The sequence below is a fragment of the Luteibacter anthropi genome, from assembly GCF_011759365.1.
In the GTDB taxonomy this organism is placed as follows: domain Bacteria; phylum Pseudomonadota; class Gammaproteobacteria; order Xanthomonadales; family Rhodanobacteraceae; genus Luteibacter; species Luteibacter anthropi.
The window spans coordinates 398,445-420,254 of record NZ_JAARLZ010000005.1; the positions used below are offsets into that span (position 1 = coordinate 398,445).

Below are 21,810 nucleotides of genomic sequence, written 5' to 3' on the forward strand. Positions count from 1 at the left end.
CCGCGTCAGAACGCGGCGTCGTTTTCCAGGGCGAGATTCACGCGTTCGCGCAATTCCTTGCCTGGCTTGAAGTGCGGGACGTGCTTGCCGGGCAGAGCCACGGCATCGCCCGTCTTGGGGTTGCGCCCCATGCGCGGCGGACGGAAGTGCAGAGCGAAGCTGCCGAAGCCGCGGATCTCGATGCGCTCGCCCGTGGAGAGAGCTTGGCTCATCTGCTCAAGCACGCTCTTGACGGCAAGTTCCACGTCGCTGAAGGCAAGGTGGGTCTGGCGCCGCGCCAGCGCCTCGATGAGTTCCGACTTTGTCATGGGTCCCCTGTTTTCTTCTTTAAAGCTGAGGCTCGAGACTTGGATCTTGCATGAAGAGGGGCGGCGAACCGCCCCTCTTCCGACGATCAGGCCAGTTAGTCGGCCTTGTTCATCTGCTCCTTGAGGAGTGCGCCGAGCTTGGTCGTGCCACCGGCGGCGGACTGGTAGTCGGCCATGGTGTCGGCCAGATCTTCCTCGTCCTTCGCGCGGATCGACAGCTGGAGCTGACGGCCCTTGCGATCCATGCCGGTGAACTTGGCTTCAACCTGGTCGCCGACCTTCAGGTGCTGCGTGGCGTCTTCCACACGCTCCTTGGCGATGTCGTTGGCACGGATGTAGCCCTCGACGCCTTCGCCCAGGTCGATGATCGCACCCTTGGCGTCGACTTCCTTCACGGTGCCGTTCAGAACGGTGCCGCGCGGATTGGTCGCCATGAACTGACCAAACGGATCCTGCTCCATCTGCTTGATGCCGAGCGAGATGCGCTCGCGCTCCGGATCAACGGCCAGGACCACGGCTTCGACTTCGTCGCCCTTCTTGAAGTTGCGGACGAGGTCTTCACCCGATGCCTGCCACGAGATGTCGGACAGGTGGACGAGACCGTCGATGCCGCCTTCGAGACCGATGAAGATGCCGAAATCGGTGATCGACTTGATCTGGCCGGAGACCTTGTCGCCCTTCTTGTGCATGGCGGCGAAGGCTTCCCACGGGTTCGAGCGGGTCTGCTTGATGCCCAGGGAGATACGACGACGCTCTTCATCGACGTCGAGGACCATGACTTCGGTTTCGTCACCGACCTGGACGACCTTGGCCGGGTTGACGTTCTTGTTGGTCCAGTCCATCTCGGAGACGTGCACCAGGCCTTCGACGCCCGGCTCGATCTCGACGAAGCAGCCGTAATCGGTGACGTTGGAGACCTTGCCGAACAGACGGCTGCCGACCGGGTAGCGGCGGGCGATGGCGACCCACGGGTCGTCGCCGAGCTGCTTCAGGCCGAGCGAGACGCGGTTGCGCTCGCGGTCGTACTTGAGGACGCGGACGTCCAGCTCGTCGCCGACGTTGACCACTTCCGACGGGTGACGCACGCGCTTCCACGCCATATCGGTGATGTGGAGCAGGCCGTCGATGCCGCCGAGGTCCACGAATGCGCCGTAATCGGTGAGGTTCTTGACCACGCCCTTGACGACCGCACCTTCGGTGAGGCGCTCAAGCAGCTTCTCGCGCTCTTCGGAGAACTCGGTCTCGACGACGGCGCGGCGGCTGACGACCACGTTGTTGCGCTTGCGGTCGAGCTTGATGATCTTGAACTCGAGGTCCTTGCCCTCGAGGTAGACCGGGTCACGGACCGGACGCACGTCGACCAGGGAACCCGGCAGGAATGCGCGGACATCCTTGATGTCGACCGTGAAGCCGCCCTTGACCTTGCCGGAGATCTTGCCGGTGATGGTCTCTTCCTTGTCGAACGCCTGCTCGAGGTCGTCCCACACCATCGAACGCTTGGCCTTCTCACGGGAGAGCTTGGTCTCGCCGAAGCCGTCTTCGAGCGCGTCGAGCGCGACCTTGACTTCGTCGCCCACTTCCACTTCGAGAGCGCCGTTTTCGTCCTTGAACTGCTCGATCGGAACGATGCCTTCGCTCTTCAGGCCGGCGTTGATCACCACCACGTCGTTGCGGATTTCCACAACGATACCGGTGACGATGGAGCCGGGCTTCAGCTTCGAAATGGCCTGCTGGCTCTGTTCAAACAGTTCGGCAAAACTTTCAGTCATGTTGATTCCAGGGTTATGAAAGGTCGTACCCGGCGCAGGCGTGCTTCTTGAACGCTAGCGGTCAGGGGACCCACCGGTTGTGGGTGCTCAGGGGAGATATCAAGTGTGCCCCCCGGCACCGTTGCCAAGAACCCATGCGCACTGCATGGGCGTTGTGCCGGACGCGTCAGGGACGCACCACGGCGAAAACCTTTGCCACCACCACCTCGATGGGCATGCCAGTGGTATCGACCACCACAGCGCCCTCGGCGGGCTTCAGCGGGGCGACCGCCCGCGACGCGTCACGCTCGTCGCGCGCCTCGATCTCTCGCTGAAGGCCTGCAAGTGTAACGCTTAGACCCTTATCCTTCAACTGCTTATAGCGCCTTTTAGCCCGTTCGGCCGCGCTGGCGGTCAGGAATACCTTGTGGGCGGCGTCCGGGAAGATCACCGTACCCATGTCCCGGCCATCGGCGACCAGGCCGGGGGCCTTGCGAAAACCCAGCTGGAGGTCGACCAGGGCCTGGCGGACGGAGGGGATGACGGCAATGGCCGAAGCGGCCGCCCCGGCGGTCTCGGTGCGCAGTTCGTCCGTGGCATCGTGGCCGTTCACCAGCACATGCGTCTCACCGCCGTCGGGACTGGCCTGGAAGCGGATCTTCACGGTCTGGGCGCAGCGGGTGACGGCGTCCACGTCGGAGAGGTCGATACCCTGCTCGCCTGCGGCGTAGCCCACTGCGCGGTACAGAGCCCCGGAATCGAGCAGGCGCCAGCCGAGCTTCTCGGCCACCAGGCGACTGATGGTGCCCTTGCCGGACCCGGAAGGCCCGTCGATGGTAAGGACGGGAACGACCGTCGGGTGGGCCATGGGGAATACCTCGCTCGGGAAACCCGCATCATATCGTCGTGGACAGGTTCGGGAGGGCGTGGTAGCGGCCCTGGGGGCAGGCGCGGCCTTGTTACGGGGGCTTGCGGCGTGCGTGGATGTTCCGGCTTCGCCGGTCGCGCGCAGGCGCGCTCCTACAGGGTGGGGGCGGCGGCTCTGGGGGTGTCGCCACGGCCGGTCGCGCGCAGGCGCGCTCGGCGGCCCGGCTTGTGTAGGAGCGCGCCTGCGCGCGACCGGCGAAGCCGAAAAACCCCACCCAATCCGGCCGCCCCTAACGCCCAGCCTCCCAGACCGCCACAGGCAACCCACCAAACACCGCGGCCGCCGGGACCACCCCGCCTTCCAGCTGGCCCTCGACCAATACCCCACGCCATGCCCGCTCAGGCAGCGCGAGGGTCGTGCCCTCCCAGCATTCAACCGGAACCTCCGGCGTATCGGCCCCCGCCAGCCACGATGCCAGATGCCGCCCCACCGCCACGAACAGCATCCGTCCCCGATGCTCGCGAAGAAAGGCCAGTGCATGCCCCGCCCCGGGCCCCTGCGCCTCCACCGGGCGATACCCCCCTTGAGCGAACAGCGCCGGATGCGTCTTGCGCAGGCAGAGCAGCCGATGAATCACGGCCTGCTTGACCACCCCGTCATGCCACCCCGCCAGCGCATCGAGCGGCGACCCATTCCGCGCCATGGAACGTGAACGCGCCTCGAAATCCACTGGCCGCCGGTTGTCGGGGTCCACGAGACTGAAGTCCCAGTAGTCGGTGCCCTGGTAATGATCAGGCACGCCAGGCATCGTCAGCCGCAGCACGACCTGGGCCAACGCGTTCGCCACACCCGGCACCGCGATGTAACTGGCAAAAGCCCGCAACTCGGCCGCAGCCTCCCCCGAGAGCATCGCCCGGAGGAAGTCCTCGCAGGCGTCTTCATAGGGTTCGTTCGGCGACGTCCAGCGCGTCCAGCGCTTCGCCTCCCGCAAGGCCTTGCGCTGCCAGGTGGCGATGCGCGTGGCAAACGCCTCCAACCCGTCTTCGTCGCTCACTTCCAGGTCGAACGGCCACGCTCCCACCAGCATCTGGTAGAGCATCAGCTCATCGGCGGCCGAAGGCGCCATGCGCCCCTCCGCCCGACGCCGGAACGCTTCGTGGCGCATGCGCCAGCGCTCCACGGTCGGCACCCAGCGTGCAGCCACTTCCGAAAGCACGGCCAGTCGGGCCCGGAGATCTTCGCCTCGCTTGTGATCGTGGGTCGCCGTGGTGAGCAAGGTATGGGGAAAGGTCTCCACCCGCTCGACCGCGAAACGATGAAAGGCCTCGACCGCTAGCGCGAGATGCGCCGCATCCACGCCCACCTCGTTGCGCGACAACAGGCGCCCATAGCGGTAGCCCGCCGTGTCTTCGACGGCCTTGGCGGCCACCGGCGAGGTCGCCTGCTGGAACACGGCGATGGCCCGCTCCCGCGCCCGGCGTACCGGGCCGGGTGGCAGGCTGCGCGGCGCTTCACCACCGAGCCACGTCGCGACCAGGTACAGCAGGTCCGCATCCTCTCCGCGCACCGTGCGCTGGGCGCCCTCCACCGCCCGGGCGAAGACCGCCTCGTCGACGGCATCACGCCCCGCACCACCGACATAGGTGCGATACACGGGAAAATGCACCAGCAGTTCCACCAGCACACGACGGATCGCCGCGAGGGATACATCCCGGGTCACCACGGAAGCCCTCGCCGAAGCGAACAAGGCACGGGCGGTACGCTCCAGCTCCGACTCGAAGCTGTCGACCAGGATCTGTCGCCGCGCGCGGACCGCCTGCGTGGCGAAGTCGGCACCGTCACCGGTCAGGCTGCGCCACAATCCACTGAGTGGCGCCTCGCCTTCCTCGTCGTGGAGCACGGCGGAGACCTGGTCCATGAATTCGTAACCCGTGGTGCCATCCACGCGCCAGTCGCTACGCAGGCTCTCTTCCTCGGCGAGGATCTTCTCCACGACGATATAGGCCGCATCATGCGGCGCGTCCTTTGGGCGCTGTGACCGCAACCGCTCGAAACGATGCCGCAACTGCCGGCAATAGCGGCGTGGATCGGCCAGGCCATCCACGTGATCGCAGCGAACGCCGTCGATCAACCCTTCCGCATACAGCCGGAAAATCGTGCGGTGCGTGTCCTCGAACACCGCCGTGCGCTCGATGCGCAGGCCGACGAGATCATTGATATCGAAGAAGCGCCGGTAGTTCACCATGTCGCTGGCAAGCTTCCAGAATGCCAGGCGATAGTGCTGTTTCTCGATCAGTGCATGCAGCCGGGCGCGACCTTCGTCGTTACCGGGATCGTGCTGCGCCGGCGCATCGTCCGTCAGGTCGCGCACCGAGGCGGGCGACAGCGGAAGGTAATCGTCATACAGGCGCAGCATCCACTCGCCATGCCGGCGCACCAGATGCAGGTGACTTTCGCGAAGCGTCTGCTCGTATCCCGCACCCAGCACGGGCAGCAGCAGTCGTCCACGCAGCAGTGGATCGGGCGACTGCCAGTCGATGTCGAAGTGTCCGGCGTAACGGCTGTCGCGGCCATGCCGCAGCACGTCCATCCACCACGCGTTCTCAGGACCGGTGCCCATGTGGTTGGGCACGATGTCCACCACGAGGCCCATGCCATGCTCGCGCAGCGCCCCAACGAGGCGACGCAAACCCTCTTCGCCACCTATTTCAGAACTGACTTCGTTGCAATCGACGACATCATAGCCATGCGTGGAACCCAGCCTTGCCCGCAGGATCGGCGATGCATAAAGATGGCTCACACCCAGTCGCGCATAATACGGCACCACCTGCGCCGCATCGTCGAAGGTAAACCCCGCATGCAGTTGCAGACGCGCAAGGGACCTGGGCGGGCTCACGTACGATTCCGTGTCTGGTCGATCGTCGCGCACACGGCATGGGCGATGGGTCCGTCGAACAGCCGCGCCGACGAATCGGGCATGCGTCGACGCCAGTTCGGATGAATGGCATCCGTGGGGCCCGGCAGGTTGGGCTGTTCATGCAGGCCCAGCACATCCTCCACCGGAAAGATCGCCAGCGGGGCCGGCGTCTGCGCCACATGTTTCGCGGCAGCCACCACCACCGGTGAGATATCGTCCGGGGCCGGGGGGGCATCGGCGTTCCAGGCAGAACCCGATGCACACAAGGCACTCCACAGGCGGTGTCTCTCGGTCTCGCGCTGTGCGGCCTCGTCCACGTCGGGATCATCGAGTCCGGTGCGCTTGCGCCATTCCACGTCGCGCCCGCTCCACCAGCCGGCTACCGTCGCGATATCATGCGTGCTCGTGGTGGCCATGGCGTTGTCCGACCATTCCTCCGGCGCGATGAAACCGCCATCGGCTGCGCGCTCGAACCACAGCACGCGGATACCGAGCACGTTCTTGTCGCCAATGCTCTTGCGGAAATCCGACGGTACGGTGCCCAGGTCTTCGCCGATGATGATGGCCCGATGCAGGTGGGATTCCAGCGCAATCAGTCGCAGCAGGTCGTCCAGCGGGTAGCGCACATAAGCACCTTCGGTCGCCCCTGCCCCTTGCGGCACCATCCACAATCGCTTCAGCCCCAGCACATGATCGATGCGCACGCCACCCGCGTAAGCCAGGGCCGCACGCAGCATGCCGATGAATCCGCGGAATCCTGATTCGCGCAGGCCGCGCGGAGAGAAGGTTGTCAGTCCCCAGTCCTGTCCCAACCGGTTCAACGCATCCGGTGGTGCTCCCACCGAAAGGCCATGGAAGACCTCTGCCTGATGCGCCCAGGCGTGGCTTCCGCCCGCGTCGGCACCGACCGCAAGATCGGCCACGAGACCGATACCCATCCCCGCATCCCGCGCGGCCTTCTGTGCATCGGACAGCCCCTGCGCGGCCAGCCATTGCAGCCATGCATGGAAGGCCACCTCGCGCGAATGCTCGCGGGCAAACGCAGCGACCTCGGCACCCGCCGGGTCACGAAACGCCTCCGGCCACCCCTGCCAGCCACCCGGCCGGCCATGCGCGGTGAAGTCCGCATGCAGGGCCTCGAAGCGGGCATGCCGCTCCAGTGGCTCGCCCTGTTCGCGGCGGAAGGCGGCGAACCGTTCGGAATGATTGAAGTCCACCGACGCCCATTCGTAGACCGATCGCAGGATCGTCATCCTGGCGCGCGCCGCGCGCGGCCAGTCGATCAGCTCCAGCCATTCCAGTTCGGCCAGTTCCTGCCGCAGGTTGTGCGTATCGATCACGGCGCGCACGGTCTGCTCGCCACTGGTCCGGACCGGATCGATATAAAGACTATTGAGGAACAGGCGGCTCGACGGAGCATACGGGCTGTAACGCTCCGGCGCGGCAGCGAACAAGGCATGCACGGGACTAATCGCCAGCGCATCGGCACCCTTCTCGGCAGCAGCCCGTACGCATAGCTCCAACGCGGTGAAATCGCCAAGGCCGCCGTCGCCGGGACGACGCAGCGCCGAAACCTGGGCGGCCATGCCCCAGGCACGACGCATGCGCGGGATCTCGCCGACACCCAGCGCCCGCGCCGGCGCAACGGCAACCGTCACGTCCTGCTCGTCCAGCAGCAAGGTGTAGTAGCCCGGCACCGCAGGTGCCGGAATGGATGCGCCGCCCGAAGCCACCTCCCCTTCTCCCACGGCAACATCGTCGGCACCGATAAGTTTCCAGCGACGTCCGCGGGGCAGCGGCGGCAGGTGGATTTCGCCGGCCACGTCGGCCGTGACCAGCCGGGGCAGCGTACGCCCGCTACGCTCGCCCTCGATGCGATGCAGGCTCGCATCGATGTCGTCCTTCGTGTCGGCCGGCAGGCCCAGTGCCCGGAGCACGGCGCGCAAGGTGTCAGGGGGTGTCGTTCGGGGCCTGTCCAGCGCATCGCGCCAGTTCACGTCCACGCCCGCCTGTTCGGCAAGCAGGACCAGACGATCGTCCAGGGGGGCATTCACGGCGTTACGACTCCAGGCAGGCAACGGCGCGGCGGGCGGGGAGCAGGCCACGCGAAACGGCGGCAACGGTGGCGGCGTCACCATGCAGCCACGCCGCGGACGAGGATGGTGTCCGTTCGATCGTGACGTCGGTGTCGCCGAGATTGACGAAGATCGTTAACGTGCGCCCCGACAACGACCAGGACGCCACAAAAGCCTGTGCACCCAGCGCCTGTGCATCCTGCCCATGGGCGTCGGCTATATGCGGCCCGATGTACTCGCGCCGGACGGCGATCAACGAGCGCACGAACGTACGCCGCGCTTCACCCAGCGCGATATCGCGCTCGGGAATCGAGGCGGTGAACGTGTCGTAGTCATTGGGGTCGGGGATTTCCTCCCCGGCAAAACTTGCGAAGGCGGCAAACTCCTTGCGACGCCCTTCTCTCACCGCGCGGCGCATCCGCTCGTCGATGAAATCGGTAAAGAACAGGAAGGGTGTGCGACTACCCCACTCCTCGCCCATGAACAGCATCGGCACGAACGGGGCCAGCAGCAGAAGAACCAGTGCCGCCTCCATCGTTTCCGGATGGATCATCGCGCTCAGCCGGTCACCGAAGGCGCGGTTGCCGATCTGGTCGTGGTTCTGCAGGAAATTGACGAACCGGGAGGCCGCGAGATGCGCGCTGGGCTCGCCGCGCCGTTTGTCGCCCATCACTTCGCCCTGATACGCAAAGCCTTCACGAAGGCTGCGCAGGAGCTTGTCCATTGCCGGCTCGTAATGGGCGTAGTAACCCTCGTCCTCGCCGGTCAGCAGCACGTGGATCGCATTGTGGAAGTCGTCGTTCCACTGTGCATCGAAACGCCCCCTGCCCAGAAGATTCGCCTGGTTTGCTTCGTTCTCCAGCACCAGATGTACATGGCGCTCCGATCCCATCGCCGCGTGGATGCGCGCTGCCAGCGAGCCCAGCCAGCCCGGATTGCCGATGGCATGCACCGCATCGAAGCGAAGCCCGTCGAACCGGTATTCCTCAAGCCAGTAGAGCGCGTTGTGCACGAAGTAATCGCCCACCTGTGGCGTGGATACGCCAATGGCCGCGCCCCAGGGCGTATGCGTGGCCTCATCGAAGAAACGCGAGGCATAGGCGCCCAGATAATTACCTTCCGGCCCGAAGTGGTTGTAGACGACGTCGAGGAACACCATCAGCCCCAGGCCGTGCGCCGTGTCGATCAATGACTTCAGGTCGTCGGGCGTGCCGTAGGACGCGGATGGCGCATAGGGCAGCACACCGTCGTAGCCCCAGTTGCGATCGCCAGGGAATTCGGCAATCGGCATCAGTTCCACGGCGGTAATGCCCAGCGACGCCAGGTGCGGCAGCACCATCTCCACGCCACGATAACCACCCAGAAGACCCACGTGCAGTTCGTAGATCACCGCCTCGTGCCATGGCCGGCCCTGCCACGTATCGTGCTTCCATGCATAGGAAGAAGGGTCTACGACAACACTGTAGCCATGTACATCACCCTCGCGCTGTCGACGCGAAGCGGGATCGGGCACGACCACATCCTTGCCCACCCGGAAGCGGTAGCCCGAACCGAACGGGGCCGGGCAGACACATTCGAACCAGCCATCGTCCAGCGCACGCATGGTCGAGTGATGACCCGTGTCGCACTCGATGGACACGGTCTCCACATCGGGTGCCCATAACCGGAAGCGCACCTTGTCGTCACCCAGCGGCTTCGCGCCGTAAGGCATGGCGTGAACGAACCGGCTCGTCATGCCGCCGGCTCCACCCGTGCGGAAGCCGCCAGCAGGATGACGCTATGCCCTTCCACCTCGATCGACGCCTCCGGCCAGGCCTTCTCGGGAGCACCCGGTTTCGAACTGTCCGAGCGCACGCGCCAGGCCACCGCAGGCTGTGGGAGCTGGAACACATGCATGTCCGGCGTACCGTTGATGAGGATAAGGGTGAGATCGGCCCGCTTTTCACCCTGGGACTGCGCACGGCGCAAGGCCAGCAGACGGCCCTCCGTGTAGTCCCAGGTTTCCTGGGTCATTTCCGATCCGCTTTCGTCGAACCAGCTGACCTCCTTTATGCCAGGCACCACCTCGGTGTCCCCACGAAGAAAGTGTGCGGCCCTCAGGGTGGGATGCTGGTCGCGCAGGCGAACGAGTCTTGCCGTGAAATCGGTGAGCTCCTTGCCGCGATCGGAGGTGGCCAGCTTCCAGTCGTACCAGGACAGTTCGTTATCCTGGCAGTACGCGTTGTTGTTGCCATGCTGCGTGCGCCCGAACTCGTCGCCGCCCAGCAGCATCGGCGTGCCGTGCGAAAAGAACAGGGTCGACAGCAGGGCTCGCTTGACCCGGTCGCGCGTGGCAAGAATCGTGGGATCGTCGGTGGGGCCTTCGACGCCGTGGTTGTAGCTTTCGTTGTCGTTGCCGCCGTCGCGGTTGTCTTCGCCGTTGGCGTCGTTGTGCTTGTCGTTGTAGCTGACCAGGTCTTCCAGCGTGAAGCCGTCATGCGCGGTGATGAAGTTCACCGATGACCAGGGCTTGCGGCGCTGGTGGTCGAAAAGCTCGCCGGATGCCTGCAAACGCCCGGCCAGCGTGCCACGCATGCCCGAATCACCCTTCCAGAACCGGCGCACGTCATCGCGGAACTTGCCGTTCCACTCGCCGAAGCCCGGGGGATGGTTGCCCAGCTGGTAGCCACCCGGGCCGATATCCCACGGCTCGGAAATCAGCTTGACGCTGTTGAGCACCGGGTCCTGGCGCATGGCGTCGAACAGGCCGCTGTTGGGATCAAAACCATGCTCCTCGCGCCCCAGGCTTACGCCCAGGTCGAAACGGAAGCCATCGACATGAAAGGTCTGCACCCAGTAGCGCAACGAATCCATCACCAGCTGCAGCACGCGCGGATGCGCCGTATTCACGGTGTTACCCGTACCGGTGTCGTTGATGCAGTAACGCGGATCGTCCGGCATCAAACGGTAATAGCTCTTGTTGTCCAGGCCACGGAACGACAGCGTCGTGCCCAGTTCGCTGCCTTCGCAGGTGTGGTTGTACACCACGTCGAGGATCACCTCGATGCCTGCCGCATGCAGCGCCTGCACGGCGGCGCGTATCTCGTTGAGCGCGCCTTCCGCCAGGTAGGCCGGCTCGGGCGCGAAGAACGCCAGGGTGTTGTAGCCCCAGTAATTGCGCAGCTTCATCTCCGTGAGGCGACGGTCCTGCAGGAAGGCGTGTACCGGCAGCAGTTCGACCGCCGTCACCCCCAGCTTCACCAGATACTCGATGACATAAGGGTCGGCCAGCGCGATGAACGTGCCCCGCTCATGCGGACGGATGCGCTTGAGGTTGCGCGTGAAACCCTTCAGGTGGGTCTCGTAGACCACCGTGCGATTCCACGGTGTATGTGGGCGATGGCCGCCGTTCCAGTGCATCGGTTCATCGACGACGACGGCTTTCGGCATGGCCGCCGCGCTGTCGCGACGGTCGAAAGACAGATCGGCCCGTGATGACGCCACGCGATATCCGTGCAGCACGTCCGACCAGCGAACCTGCCCGTGAAGCAGCCTTGCGTAGGGATCGAGCAGAAGCTTGTTCGGATTGAACCGGTGACCTTCTTCCGGCAGATAAGGACCATAGGCGCGGAAGCCGTACAGCGTGCCGCCACGCACCCGTGGCAGGTAGCCGTGCCATATCTCATCCGTGCACTCGGGCAGCTCGTAACGTGCGATCTCCCGTTTGCCGGAGGGATCGAACAGGCAAAGCTCGATGCGCTCGGCATGCGCGGAGAACACGGCGAAATTGGTGCCCATGCCGTCGCAGGTCGCGCCGAGGGGATACGGCGAGCCGGACTGCATGCGTTCGGGAAGAGCGGGCATCGGGGTCCTCGTCAGTCGGCCACGAAAATGACCGTGGATAGCGGTGGAAGGCTGACGACCAGCGAGTGGTCGAAACCGTGCGACGGCACCGCCTGGGCATGGCGTTCGCCTTCATTGCCCACGCCAGAGCCACCGTAGGCGTCGGCATCGGAATTGATCGCCTCTCGCCAGCGACCGTCCTGCGGCACGCCGATGCGGAAACCATGGCGTGGCGTGGGGGTCATGTTGCTGATGACCAGGGCAGGCGCCTCGCCTTCGGCAAAGCGCATCCATGCAAAGACGTTCTGGTCCGCGTCATCGCCAATCACCCAGCGGAATCCGCGCGGATCGGCATCCAGCGCGTGCAGCGCGGGCGTGTCGGCATAAACGCGGTTGAGGTCTCGCACGAGCCGTTGCACGCCCAGGTGCAGGGGATGGTCGAGCAGATCCCAGGCGATCTGGGCGTCGTGGTTCCATTCGTGCGGCTGGGCGATCTCGCCACCGGTGAACAGCAGCTTCTTGCCGGGGTGGCCCCACATGAAGCCGTAATAGGCACGCAGGTTGGCAAAGCGCTGCCATTCGTCGCCGGGCATGCGGCCCAGCAGCGAGCGCTTGCCGTGCACTACTTCATCATGCGACAGCGGTAGCACGTAACGCTCGGAGTACGCGTAGATCATGCTGAAGGTCATCTCGCCATGGTGCCAGCGGCGATGGATGGGATCGCGCGACATGTATTCCAGCGAATCGTGCATCCAGCCCATGTTCCACTTGAAGGTGAAACCCAGGCCGCCCTCCTCCACCGGCCGCGTGACGCCCGGCCATGCCGTGGATTCTTCCGCGATGGTCATGCAGTCCGGATGACGCTCGACCACCAGCTGGTTGACCCGGCGCAGGAAAGCGATGGATTCGAGGTTTTCACGGCCGCCATGGATATTGGGCACCCATTCGCCGGCCTTGCGCGAATAATCGCGGTAAAGCATCGAGGCCACGGCATCCACGCGCAGGCCATCCACATGAAAACGCTCCAGCCATGCCAGGGCGCTGGACACAAGGAAAGCCGATACCTCGTTGCGGCCGAGGTTGAAGATCAGCGTGTTCCAGTCCTGGTGGAAACCTTCGCGAGGATCGGCATGCTCATACAGCGGCGTGCCGTCGAAGTGCGCAAGGCCGTGGATATCGGTCGGAAAATGCGCGGGCACCCAGTCCACGATCACGCCCACGCCGGCCTCGTGGCAGCGATCGACGAAACGCGCAAACGCCTCGGGCGTGCCAAAACGCGAGGTAGGCGCGAACTGGCCCAGCGGCTGGTAGCCCCAGGAGCCGCCAAAGGGGTGCTCGGAAACCGGCAGCAACTCGATATGGGTAAAGCCCATGCCCGCCACGTAGGGAATCAGGCGTTCGCCCAGTTCGTCCCAGTGCAGCTCACGCCCATCCTGGCCGCGCAACCACGAACCGGCATGCAGTTCGTAGATCGACAGTGGCGAGCCTGCATGGTGCAGCGCGCCGCGCCGGCGCAGCCAGTCCTCATCGGTCCAGTGAAAGGCCGCCGGGTCGGCCACGATGGATGCCGTCGAAGGTGGCAGCTCGGCGGCCAGCGCCACGGGGTCAGCGCGCTGGGTCAGCGAACCATCCGCGCCCAGCACCTCGTACTTGTAGCGGGCGCCGGGCAGCAGGCCGGGCACGAACAGCTCCCAGACACCGGCCGGCACGCGTTTTCGCATGGGATGACGGCGCCCGTCCCAGCTGTCGAAGTCACCGACGACGCTCACCCGTCGGGCATTCGGCGCCCAGACCGCGAAACGCACGCCATGCACGCCATCGACCACTGAAGGGTGCGCGCCCAGGAAGCGGAACAGCCCCGTATGCGTACCCTCCGCGAAGCGGTGTAAATCGTCTTCGTCGAGCAACGTACCGAACGCGTAGGGATCGTGGGTGTCCTGCGTGGCGCCCGGCCAGCGCACCCGCAGGCGGTAACCGGAGGTGTCTCCCGTATCGCCTGCGAACAGCCCTGCATCGTGGAGCCTGTCCAGCGCTTTCAGCACCCGTCCGCCGGCATCGATGAGTTCGACCCCGTCGGCACCTGGCTGGAAGGTGCGAACAACGCGACGGCCGTTCGCGACATGGGGGCCCAGCACGGCGAACGCGTCGCCATGCGTGCCTTCGACCAGCGCATCGATCGCCGCCGGGTTGTCGAGACCATAGGTCCGTGAGTCGATCACGTATCCTCCTTCAGTTCCTGGGCGGTGTCACCGCGTGCCGCCTGAAGCAGGCCGCGCAGCGGAACATCGAGCCAGCCGGGTCGGTTGGCGGCTTCGTAGCTCACCTCGTAAGCCGCCTTCTCGATCACGAAAAGTTCGAGCACAGGCGCAAGCGCGTCGGCATCGATCCAGCGCACCGGGGCTTCATCCAGCACCCGGCGATAGGCTTCGAGGAACACCCGCGACGAACGCTCGCGGAAGCGGGTCAGGTACACGGCGAAACCTTCATCCTCCACCGGTGCCAGGCCATCCTCGCCGCGCCGTGCCATGGCTGCCGCGTAGTCGAGCGAGCGCAGGAAGCCGGCCACATCGCGAAGCGGCGAGCTCTTGCCACGACGCTCGTCGAGCGTGCGTGCCGGCTCGCCCTCGAAATCGATGATGTAGGCATCGTCCTGGACGACGAGGATCTGACCAAGATGGAAGTCGCCGTGCGTGCGCGTGATCGGCGCACCGTGCCCGGCCCTAGCCAGCCTGGCGATCCGTTCGTCCAGCGTCGAGGCCAGTCCGCGCAAGGCCTCCACGTCCGCCACCAGTTCATCCGGCATGCCGCCCGTGCTGTCGACCGAGGCCAGCGCACGCGCCACCTGCTCGCGAACACCTGCACCCCAGCCGGCCACCGTCGCATCGCTCGCACGCTCGGGGGCGAACGCAGGGATATCGGTGGGCTGGGCCAGCAAGGCGTGCAATTCGGCCAACCGGGTGCCTACCGCCGTGGCAAAGGCGTCATAGCCCGCCTCGATCTCATTGCGACGCGCGTCTTCGGCGGCATGGCTGGAATGGTTGTATTCGTCGTAGCTGCGGCGCAGGTAATCCAGCGTCCAGCGCCATGCATCGCCCTGGTTGCGCAGGAAACCCTGTAGTACGGCAACGGTCGTGCGCTCGCCGCCATCGCCGATCATCACCACCTCACCAAGCAGCTGCGCCGTATTGGCGTAGCCGTGCTCGGTGAGGTACCGGCCCATCTCCACTTCGGGATTGATGCCGGCCGACGTACGCCGGAACAGCTTCACCACGCCGGCATCGTTCAGAATCATCGAGCTGTTCGATTGCTCCGAGGTCAGCCAGCGACTCTCGATCTCCGTGTCGAACTCGGTCGTGTCGAAGATATCCGTCTTCTCGAAACGGATGGTACCGCCATGGATCGGCAGTGCCGTTCCGGCGCGCAGCCCGATCAGCAGGCCGGAAGCGAAGGCATCGAGGGAGAAACCATCGGTGAGAATACCGATGCGACGGCCACGGCGTACCCGTGCGAGAGTCAGGTTCTGCTGCCGCGCGGTGGGGCTTTCGTCTTCCCAGACGATACCCACCGGCAGGCTGTAGCGTTCCTTGCCCCCATCGGCCAGCGTGGCTTCGATTTCGGTAAAGATCAGGTCGTCACCGCGATCAGGCCACGGAGCGGCATGCAGCACCTTTACCTGCTCGATGCCGCGATCCTTCGACGCAAACCAGCGGCGCACCGCCAGATAACCCGGCAGCACCTGCTTCTCGATCACACCCCGGTGGTGTTCCATCACGGGCCCTTCGACCAGCGCACCGCGCAAGACGAGGGTCTCGTAGTCCGGCAGGGTTTCGGCCGGCACTTCGTGCCAGTCGGGCATCTGGGCGTTAGGCAGAAGCTGGAACGCATAGAAACCGTAAGGCGGCACCGTCAGCAGATACGGCAGCTGCCCCACCGGGGGGAACGAGGTGCCACCGACGATCTCGACCGGCACCTGGCCTTCGAAAAGATTGAGATCCAGCTCCACGGCCTGAAGCGTGCGCGACATATTGGCCACGCACAGCACGTGTTCGTCACCGAACTCGCGCAGGTAAGCCAGCACCTTGCGGTTGCCCGGATACAGGAACTTCAGCGTGCCGCGACCGAACGCCTTGTAGCGCTTGCGCACGGCCAGCATGCGGCGCGTCCAGTTGAGCAGCGAATGCGGATCGCGCTGCTGGGCTTCGACGTTGATCGCCTGGAAGCCATAGAGCGGGTCCATGATCGGCGGAAGCACCAGGCTGGCGGGATCGGCACGCGAGAAACCCCCGTTGCGGTCCACCGACCACTGCATCGGCGTGCGCACACCGTCACGGTCGCCAAGATGGATGTTGTCACCCATGCCGATCTCGTCGCCGTAGTAAAGCACCGGCGTGCCCGGCATGGTCAACAGCAACGCATTCATCAGTTCGATGCGGCGACGGTCGCGCTCCAGCAAGGGCGCAAGACGACGACGGATACCGAGGTTGATGCGGGCACGGCGATCTGCGGCGTACGTCTGCCACAGGTAATCGCGCTCGTTGTCCGTGACCATTTCAAGCGTCAGCTCGTCATGGTTGCGCAGGAAGATGGCCCACTGGCAGTTTTCCGGAATGGCCGGCGTCTGCCGCATGATGTCGGTGATCGGAAAACGGTCTTCACGGGCGATCGCCATGTACATGCGCGGCATCAGCGGAAAGTGGAACGCCATATGGCATTCGTCGCCGTTGCCGAAATAGTCCTGGGTATCTTCGGGCCATTGGTTGGCCTCGGCCAGCAGCATGCGATCCGGGTAGTGCTGGTCGATCTCGGCACGCATCAGCTTCAGGATCGCGTGCGTTTCAGGCAGGTTTTCGTTATTGGTGCCTTCGCGCTCGATCAGGTAGGGCACGGCGTCCAGGCGCAGGCCGTCCACGCCCATATCCAGCCAGAAGCGCATCACGTCGAGCACGGCCTTCAGCACCGCAGGATTATCGAAATTCAGGTCCGGCTGGTGCGAGAAGAAGCGATGCCAGAAGTACTGGCCCGCCACCGGGTCCCAGGTCCAGTTCGACTTCTCGGTGTCGAGAAAGATGATGCGCGTGCCGTCGTAGGCCTGATCCGTATCCGACCAGACATAGAAATTACGGGCAGCCGAGCCCTTCTTCGCCTGCCGTGCGCGCTGGAACCACGGATGCTGGTCGGAAGTGTGGTTGATGACCAGCTCGGTGATGACACGCAGGCCACGCTTGTGCGCTTCGCTGATGAAGCGCTTCGCATCGGCCAGCTTGCCGTAGTCCTCGTGCACCGCCTTGTACTCGGCGATGTCGTAGCCATCGTCCCGGCGGGGGCTGGGATAGAACGGAAGCAGCCAGAGCGTGTTCACGCCCAGGTCCGCGATGTAGTCGAGCTTGTCGATCAGGCCCTGGAAATCGCCCACGCCGTCATCGTTCGCGTCGAAATACGACTTCAGGTGCACCTGGTAGATGATCGCGTCCTTGTACCAGAGCGGATCACTGGAAAAATCCGGCGCCTTGATCTGCTTCTTGCCTTTGCCGCGTGTTGCCATGGATCAGACTCCGGGTAGCCGTACATGCCAGATCGCATAGGGCTGGCCGAGGCCAAGCCACACATGCTGAGCCGGACCACGCCAGGCGATGGGTTGGGAATGCAGAAGATCGTGGACGTCGAGCGTGGCGTCGGCCGCCAGGCCCCAGTCATCCAGGGGGAGAGTGAGATCAGCGGCCTGTGCGTTATGCGGGTCCATGCTGATGGCCACCAGCACCAGGTCGTCGCCGCGGCGCTTTTCGAAGAACAGCACCTGATCGTTGTTCGCCGGCAGGAAACGCACGCCAAGATGCGTCTGCAGGGCCGGGTGTGCACGGCGAATCTGGTTGAGCCGGGTGATCTCGGCAACGATGTTGCCCGGCTCGCTGAAATCGCGAATGCGGATTTCGTACTTCTCCGAATCGAGGTATTCCTCTTTCCCGGGCATGGGTGCCGATTCGCATATCTCGAAACCGGAGTACATGCCCCACAGCCCTGAGAGGGTTGTAGCCAGCGCCGCACGGATCAAAAACCCCGGGCGTCCCGACGTCTGCAGGAAATACGGATTGATATCGGGGGTGTTGACGAAGAAATTGGGACGGAAAAAATCCTTCGGCGCCGTGGTCGTCAGCTCGGTCAGGTAGTCGATGAACTCCTGTTTCGAATTGCGCCAGGTGAAATAGGTATACGACTGGCTGAAGCCCACCTTGGCCAGCCGGTACATCGGCTTGGGCCGGGTGAAGGCCTCGGACAGGAACAACGCACCCGGATACTTTGATCGAACGCGGGCAATCATCCACTCCCAGAAAGGGAACGGCTTGGTATGCGGATTGTCCACGCGGAAGGTACGCACGCCCTCTCCTGCCCAGAACAGCACGACGTCGCAGAGCGCCTGCCACAGCGAAGGCACCGCCCCATCCGCGTAGAAATCGACATTGACGATGTCCTGGTATTTCTTGGGCGGGTTCTCGGCGTACTTGATGCTGCCGTCGGGGCGCCAGTCGAACCATTCCGGATGCTCTTTCAGCCACGGATGATCCGGCGAACACTGGATGGCGAAATCCAGCGCCAGTTCCAGCCCATGCTCGTGGGCGGCGTCGCGCAGCACACGGAAGTCGTCCAGCGTGCCAAGCTGCGGATGGATCGCAGTGTGCCCGCCATCGGGCGAGCCGATGGCATACGGGCTGCCGGGGTCGTCCGGGCCCGGCGTAAGCGTATTGTTGGGCCCCTTGCGGAAGGCCTTGCCGATGGGATGGATCGGCGGGAAATACAGCACGTCGAAACCCATGTCCCGGATGGCCGGCAGGCGCCCGATGGTGTTGCGGAAGGTGCCGTGGTGTTGCTTCGACTCCGTCATCGATCGCGGGAACAGCTCGTACCAGCTGGCAAACATCGCCTCGCGGCGGTCGACTTCCACCACGAAGGCATCCGTCGCCGTGGCCCGCTCGCGCGGGTCAGTGGCGGCCATCAGCTCAACCGCGTTGTCGGCGAGCAACAGCGCCACGCGCTCGTCTCCCGAGGCTTTGTTCACGGCAGCGGAAAGACTGCGCAACGCCTTGGCTTTTGCGCCCGACTGCGACGCCGCGCGCGTTTCTACCAGCCGCCGTCCTTCTTCCAGCTCCAGCTCGATGGGAACGCCCGCCTCGTGCTTGAGTTCCAGCTCGTGGTGATAGGTTCCGAACGAATCGCGCCACGCCTCGATACGAAACTCGTACCGGCCAATGCGGGTGGGCGTGAAGCTGCCCGTATGGATATCGTTGTTCACCGGCAGCATGGGCACTTCACGCCAGACTTTTTCGTCCTGTGCGCGATAGCACAGGCGCGCGGCCAGCACGTCGTGCCCATCGACATAGATATCCGCCGTGACGGTCACCGCCTCCCCTACGATGCGCTTTACGGGAAACAGACCGCCATCGACGCTGGGCTGGACCGACTCGATCACGACGCGCGGCCCCCTGGTGGCCACCTGGAGAAGGTCTTTCTTCGCGCTCGCGCCGATCTTGCGAACCACAGGTGCAGAAGGTGAAGCATCCAGCGTCATGACAGCTCCCGGTGCAAGCACAAGACTTTCGCCCTGATCGAAGAGCCGGTGCCCGTCCGGCGCCACCCAAGGACCGAAATGACTGGCCGCGCCAACGAATACATCGGCCGCCTGCACCGCGACCTCGCGATCCAGCGAGGCATTGACCAGGGTCAGCGTGGCAGACGACGCCGTGCGCGGGTCGGCGCCTTGAACAGTCAGGAATGAGGCCACACCACCATGCACGCCAATCGCAGGTGCAAGACCCATATGCTCGCTAACGATCGCGTTCGCGGCCTTCACCGTGTCGGTAAGATCGAGAAGTCCTTTGGCTTTCAGTGCTGCCGGGTCGATCGCATCGCCACGGCGCGCGTCGAGCGCTTCGTGCACCGCAAATTCGAAGCCCATCGGCATAAGCCAGCCTGCCGGCGACGTCGCGGCAAACGCGGTCGCACGCCGGTAGGCATGATCGAGCTGGTTTTCCTCACCCAGTTCATCGCCCAGCCGCTGACCGAAAGGCTCTTCCGCACAGGCGAGTGCCGGAGCCACCGTGGCCAGACGCTGTGACTCTTCCGCAAACCAGGGTGCGTGGAAATCCCACCAGTTTGCCGACGAGACGGTTGCATCGAAGCCCGCGCCACGCATCGCGGCAACCTGCTCGGGCGTGCACCCCGGCGTCCATGCAAGAAAGGCCACGTCCGGCACATCACGCCGGACGGCATCGATCAGGGTCTTCCACAGGGAGGCAGGCAGACGCTGTGGATGCAGCAGGCGAAACCCCGTGACACCCGCAGCCACCCAGCGGCGCAGCCGATCGATCCACCATTGCGTGGCAGCCCCCGCCACATCCGGATCATTGAGCCGCCAGCGCACGCTCTCGCTTTCGCTGGGCGTCCAGCGTGGGTCGGGCGTACCGTGCTGCGCGGCAACCGCCCGGAACCATTCGGGGTGTTCCTGGCGAAGCGGCGCATCGGAAGCGAGTTCATCCAGAGGAAGGTCGAGCCATAGCTCAAGCTTTCTCGCCCGGCAGGCTTTTGCGATTTGTCCTAGCCTTGCTTCGGCATCGCCATCGGCAATCGACGCATCCAGATGCTCGACATCGCGTGTCACGAAAATGTCACCGCATGCCGATGCATCGAACGGCGGCGCGACCAGCAATTGCGCGAAGCCCAGCGACGCCGCGTGCTCGATCCATGCGTTCCATGCGGTCAGCGGCCCCGCGAGCCGCGGATGCAGGTAATAAATACGAAAAGGCGCACGCGTGCTTACCGACATGTGACTCGTGTTCCTTGCAGGGTAGACACAAGCATGCCGGGCCGTATGTGTGCATCGTGCCAATGACCCGGGCACGCGGAGGAGCCCTCACAGTGACGCATCGGGGTGTTGCGAGAGCGTGAACGTGTGTCGCTGAAGTGTGGTTTTTGTGTTGGGTCTTGCTTTGTTGGGTGGGCTCGCCTGTCGGCCTCGCGCTTGGCGCTGGTACGTGGCGGTGTAGAGGCGGCGGGGGCGGCCCTTGGCGCGCCGGCCTACGGTGTCCCTCGGGAAAGGAGAGCCGCTGCGCGGCTAGTGTCTTATGGCTTCGCCCCTTCGGGCACGGGTAGCGGGCGCGGTTTTTCGACTCGGCTCCTGCCTCGGCGAAAAAGGCCGGCCTTCCTGGCCGGCCCCGCTACGCGGCCTTATCCGCCCACTCCCCTCACCTCCATCAAGTCGCGCCAAGGGCCGCCCCCGCCGCCTCTCCCCACGTCATCGCGGCGTGTTGTAGGAGCGCGCCTGCGCGCGACCGGTTATCGCGAACATCATCATCGTTTCGATATCACCCGTCGCGCGCAAGCACGCTCCTACAACGCAACGGTGCTACCAAAGGGGTGGAAGCCGATCGCATCGGCGATTCGGAGAAACAGCAACGCCGCGTTTCATCGATGCATCCACCGGAATGACACCCTGCACCTTCCACCGCGACAACACCCAGAACGCCACCACACCCGATGTCGCCAATCCCATCCCGGTCATCGCGAGGCGAAACAACACGAACGTCGTTTCGTCCTTCGGATGCATCCACACCATCGCGACCACGCCTCTCCGTAGGAGCGCGCCTTGCGCGCGACCGGTTGTCGCGAACATCATCGACACCTCGTATTGACCGGTCGCGCGCGAGGCGCGCTCCTACAGGGCAAGCGTCATCGCAAGGCTGATCGCCCCTCCGGTAGCCACATAGCGTTGTAGGAGCGTGCTTGCGCGCGACCGGATGAATCGAAACGATGAACATATTCGCGATAACCGGTCGCGCGCAGGCGCGCTCCTACAACAGCCTGCGATCACGTGGGGAGAGGCGGCGGGGGCGGCCCTTGGCGCGAGGTGATGGAGGTGAGGGGAGTGGGCGGATAAGGCCGCGTAGCGGGGCCGGCCAGGATGGCCGGCCTTTCCTGCCGAGGCACGGGGCGATCTCAACCGGTCGGTGCAACAGTTTGATGAAGTACTTCAGCCGGACACTGGAAGCCCAGTGTCTGCCGAGGTCGCTGGTTTAGTTCTTTG

General features: G+C 64.6%; 11 protein-coding genes. All 11 read right to left on the bottom strand.

Annotated elements, in window-relative coordinates; all coding sequences use genetic code 11:
- Positions 1-5 precede the first annotated feature (5 nt).
- Positions 6-308 carry an integration host factor subunit beta gene (locus HBF25_RS11650; RefSeq protein ID WP_166948552.1) on the bottom strand — a complete coding sequence of 101 codons (303 nt, stop codon included), beginning with the start codon at positions 306-308 and terminating at the stop codon, positions 6-8.
- A gap of 95 nt (positions 309-403) precedes the next feature.
- Entirely contained in the window at positions 404-2,077 is a 1,674-nt protein-coding gene (gene rpsA, locus HBF25_RS11655) for a 30S ribosomal protein S1 (RefSeq protein WP_166948554.1), read from the bottom strand.
- Between the two features lie 166 nt (positions 2,078-2,243).
- Positions 2,244-2,924, bottom strand: a complete 681-nt coding sequence (gene cmk / locus HBF25_RS11660; protein ID WP_166948556.1) for a (d)CMP kinase — start codon at positions 2,922-2,924, stop codon at positions 2,244-2,246.
- A gap of 289 nt (positions 2,925-3,213) precedes the next feature.
- Positions 3,214-5,820: a malto-oligosyltrehalose synthase gene (gene treY, locus HBF25_RS11665; protein WP_208392536.1), complete on the bottom strand. Its 2,607-nt coding sequence runs from the start codon at positions 5,818-5,820 to the stop codon at positions 3,214-3,216.
- Positions 5,817-7,895 (bottom strand): 4-alpha-glucanotransferase, encoded by a 2,079-nt coding sequence (malQ, locus tag HBF25_RS11670; RefSeq protein ID WP_208392537.1) that lies wholly within the window; start codon positions 7,893-7,895, stop codon positions 5,817-5,819. The genes treY and malQ overlap by 4 nt, the downstream gene beginning before the upstream one ends.
- Before the next feature lie 4 nt (positions 7,896-7,899).
- Positions 7,900-9,651, bottom strand: coding sequence for a malto-oligosyltrehalose trehalohydrolase (gene treZ / locus HBF25_RS11675; RefSeq protein ID WP_166948562.1), 1,752 nt, complete (start codon positions 9,649-9,651; stop codon positions 7,900-7,902).
- Positions 9,648-11,759 carry a glycogen debranching protein GlgX gene (gene glgX / locus HBF25_RS11680; protein ID WP_166948564.1) on the bottom strand — a complete coding sequence of 704 codons (2,112 nt, stop codon included), beginning with the start codon at positions 11,757-11,759 and terminating at the stop codon, positions 9,648-9,650. Before glgX ends, treZ begins: the two co-directional genes overlap by 4 nt.
- Positions 11,760-11,770: 11 nt before the next feature.
- Positions 11,771-13,957 (bottom strand): 1,4-alpha-glucan branching protein GlgB, encoded by a 2,187-nt coding sequence (gene glgB, locus HBF25_RS11685; RefSeq protein WP_425483462.1) that lies wholly within the window; start codon positions 13,955-13,957, stop codon positions 11,771-11,773.
- Positions 13,954-17,280: a maltose alpha-D-glucosyltransferase gene (treS, locus tag HBF25_RS11690; protein WP_166948566.1), complete on the bottom strand. Its 3,327-nt coding sequence runs from the start codon at positions 17,278-17,280 to the stop codon at positions 13,954-13,956. The genes glgB and treS overlap by 4 nt, the downstream gene beginning before the upstream one ends.
- A gap of 3 nt (positions 17,281-17,283) precedes the next feature.
- A complete protein-coding gene (locus tag HBF25_RS11695; protein WP_166948568.1) occupies positions 17,284-20,553 on the bottom strand; it encodes a maltotransferase domain-containing protein in 3,270 nt (1,089 codons plus the stop codon).
- A 579-nt stretch (positions 20,554-21,132) separates the two neighbouring features.
- Positions 21,133-21,402, bottom strand: coding sequence for a hypothetical protein (locus HBF25_RS11700; RefSeq protein ID WP_166948570.1), 270 nt, complete (start codon positions 21,400-21,402; stop codon positions 21,133-21,135).
- Positions 21,403-21,810: the final 408 nt, after the last annotated feature.

Bases quoted from the DNA above. Each gene is read 5' to 3' on its own strand.
- HBF25_RS11650 (WP_166948552.1), bottom strand. From the start codon at position 308: ATGACAAAGTCGGAACTCATCGAGGCGCTGGCGCGGCGCCAGACCCAC.
- rpsA (WP_166948554.1), bottom strand. From the start codon at position 2,077: ATGACTGAAAGTTTTGCCGAACTGTTTGAACAGAGCCAGCAGGCCATT.
- cmk (WP_166948556.1), bottom strand. From the start codon at position 2,924: ATGGCCCACCCGACGGTCGTTCCCGTCCTTACCATCGACGGGCCTTCC.
- treZ (WP_166948562.1), bottom strand. From the start codon at position 9,651: ATGACGAGCCGGTTCGTTCACGCCATGCCTTACGGCGCGAAGCCGCTG.
- glgX (WP_166948564.1), bottom strand. From the start codon at position 11,759: ATGCCCGCTCTTCCCGAACGCATGCAGTCCGGCTCGCCGTATCCCCTC.
- treS (WP_166948566.1), bottom strand. From the start codon at position 17,280: ATGGCAACACGCGGCAAAGGCAAGAAGCAGATCAAGGCGCCGGATTTT.
- HBF25_RS11695 (WP_166948568.1), bottom strand. From the start codon at position 20,553: ATGTCGGTAAGCACGCGTGCGCCTTTTCGTATTTATTACCTGCATCCG.
- HBF25_RS11700 (WP_166948570.1), bottom strand. From the start codon at position 21,402: ATGATGTTCGCGACAACCGGTCGCGCGCAAGGCGCGCTCCTACGGAGA.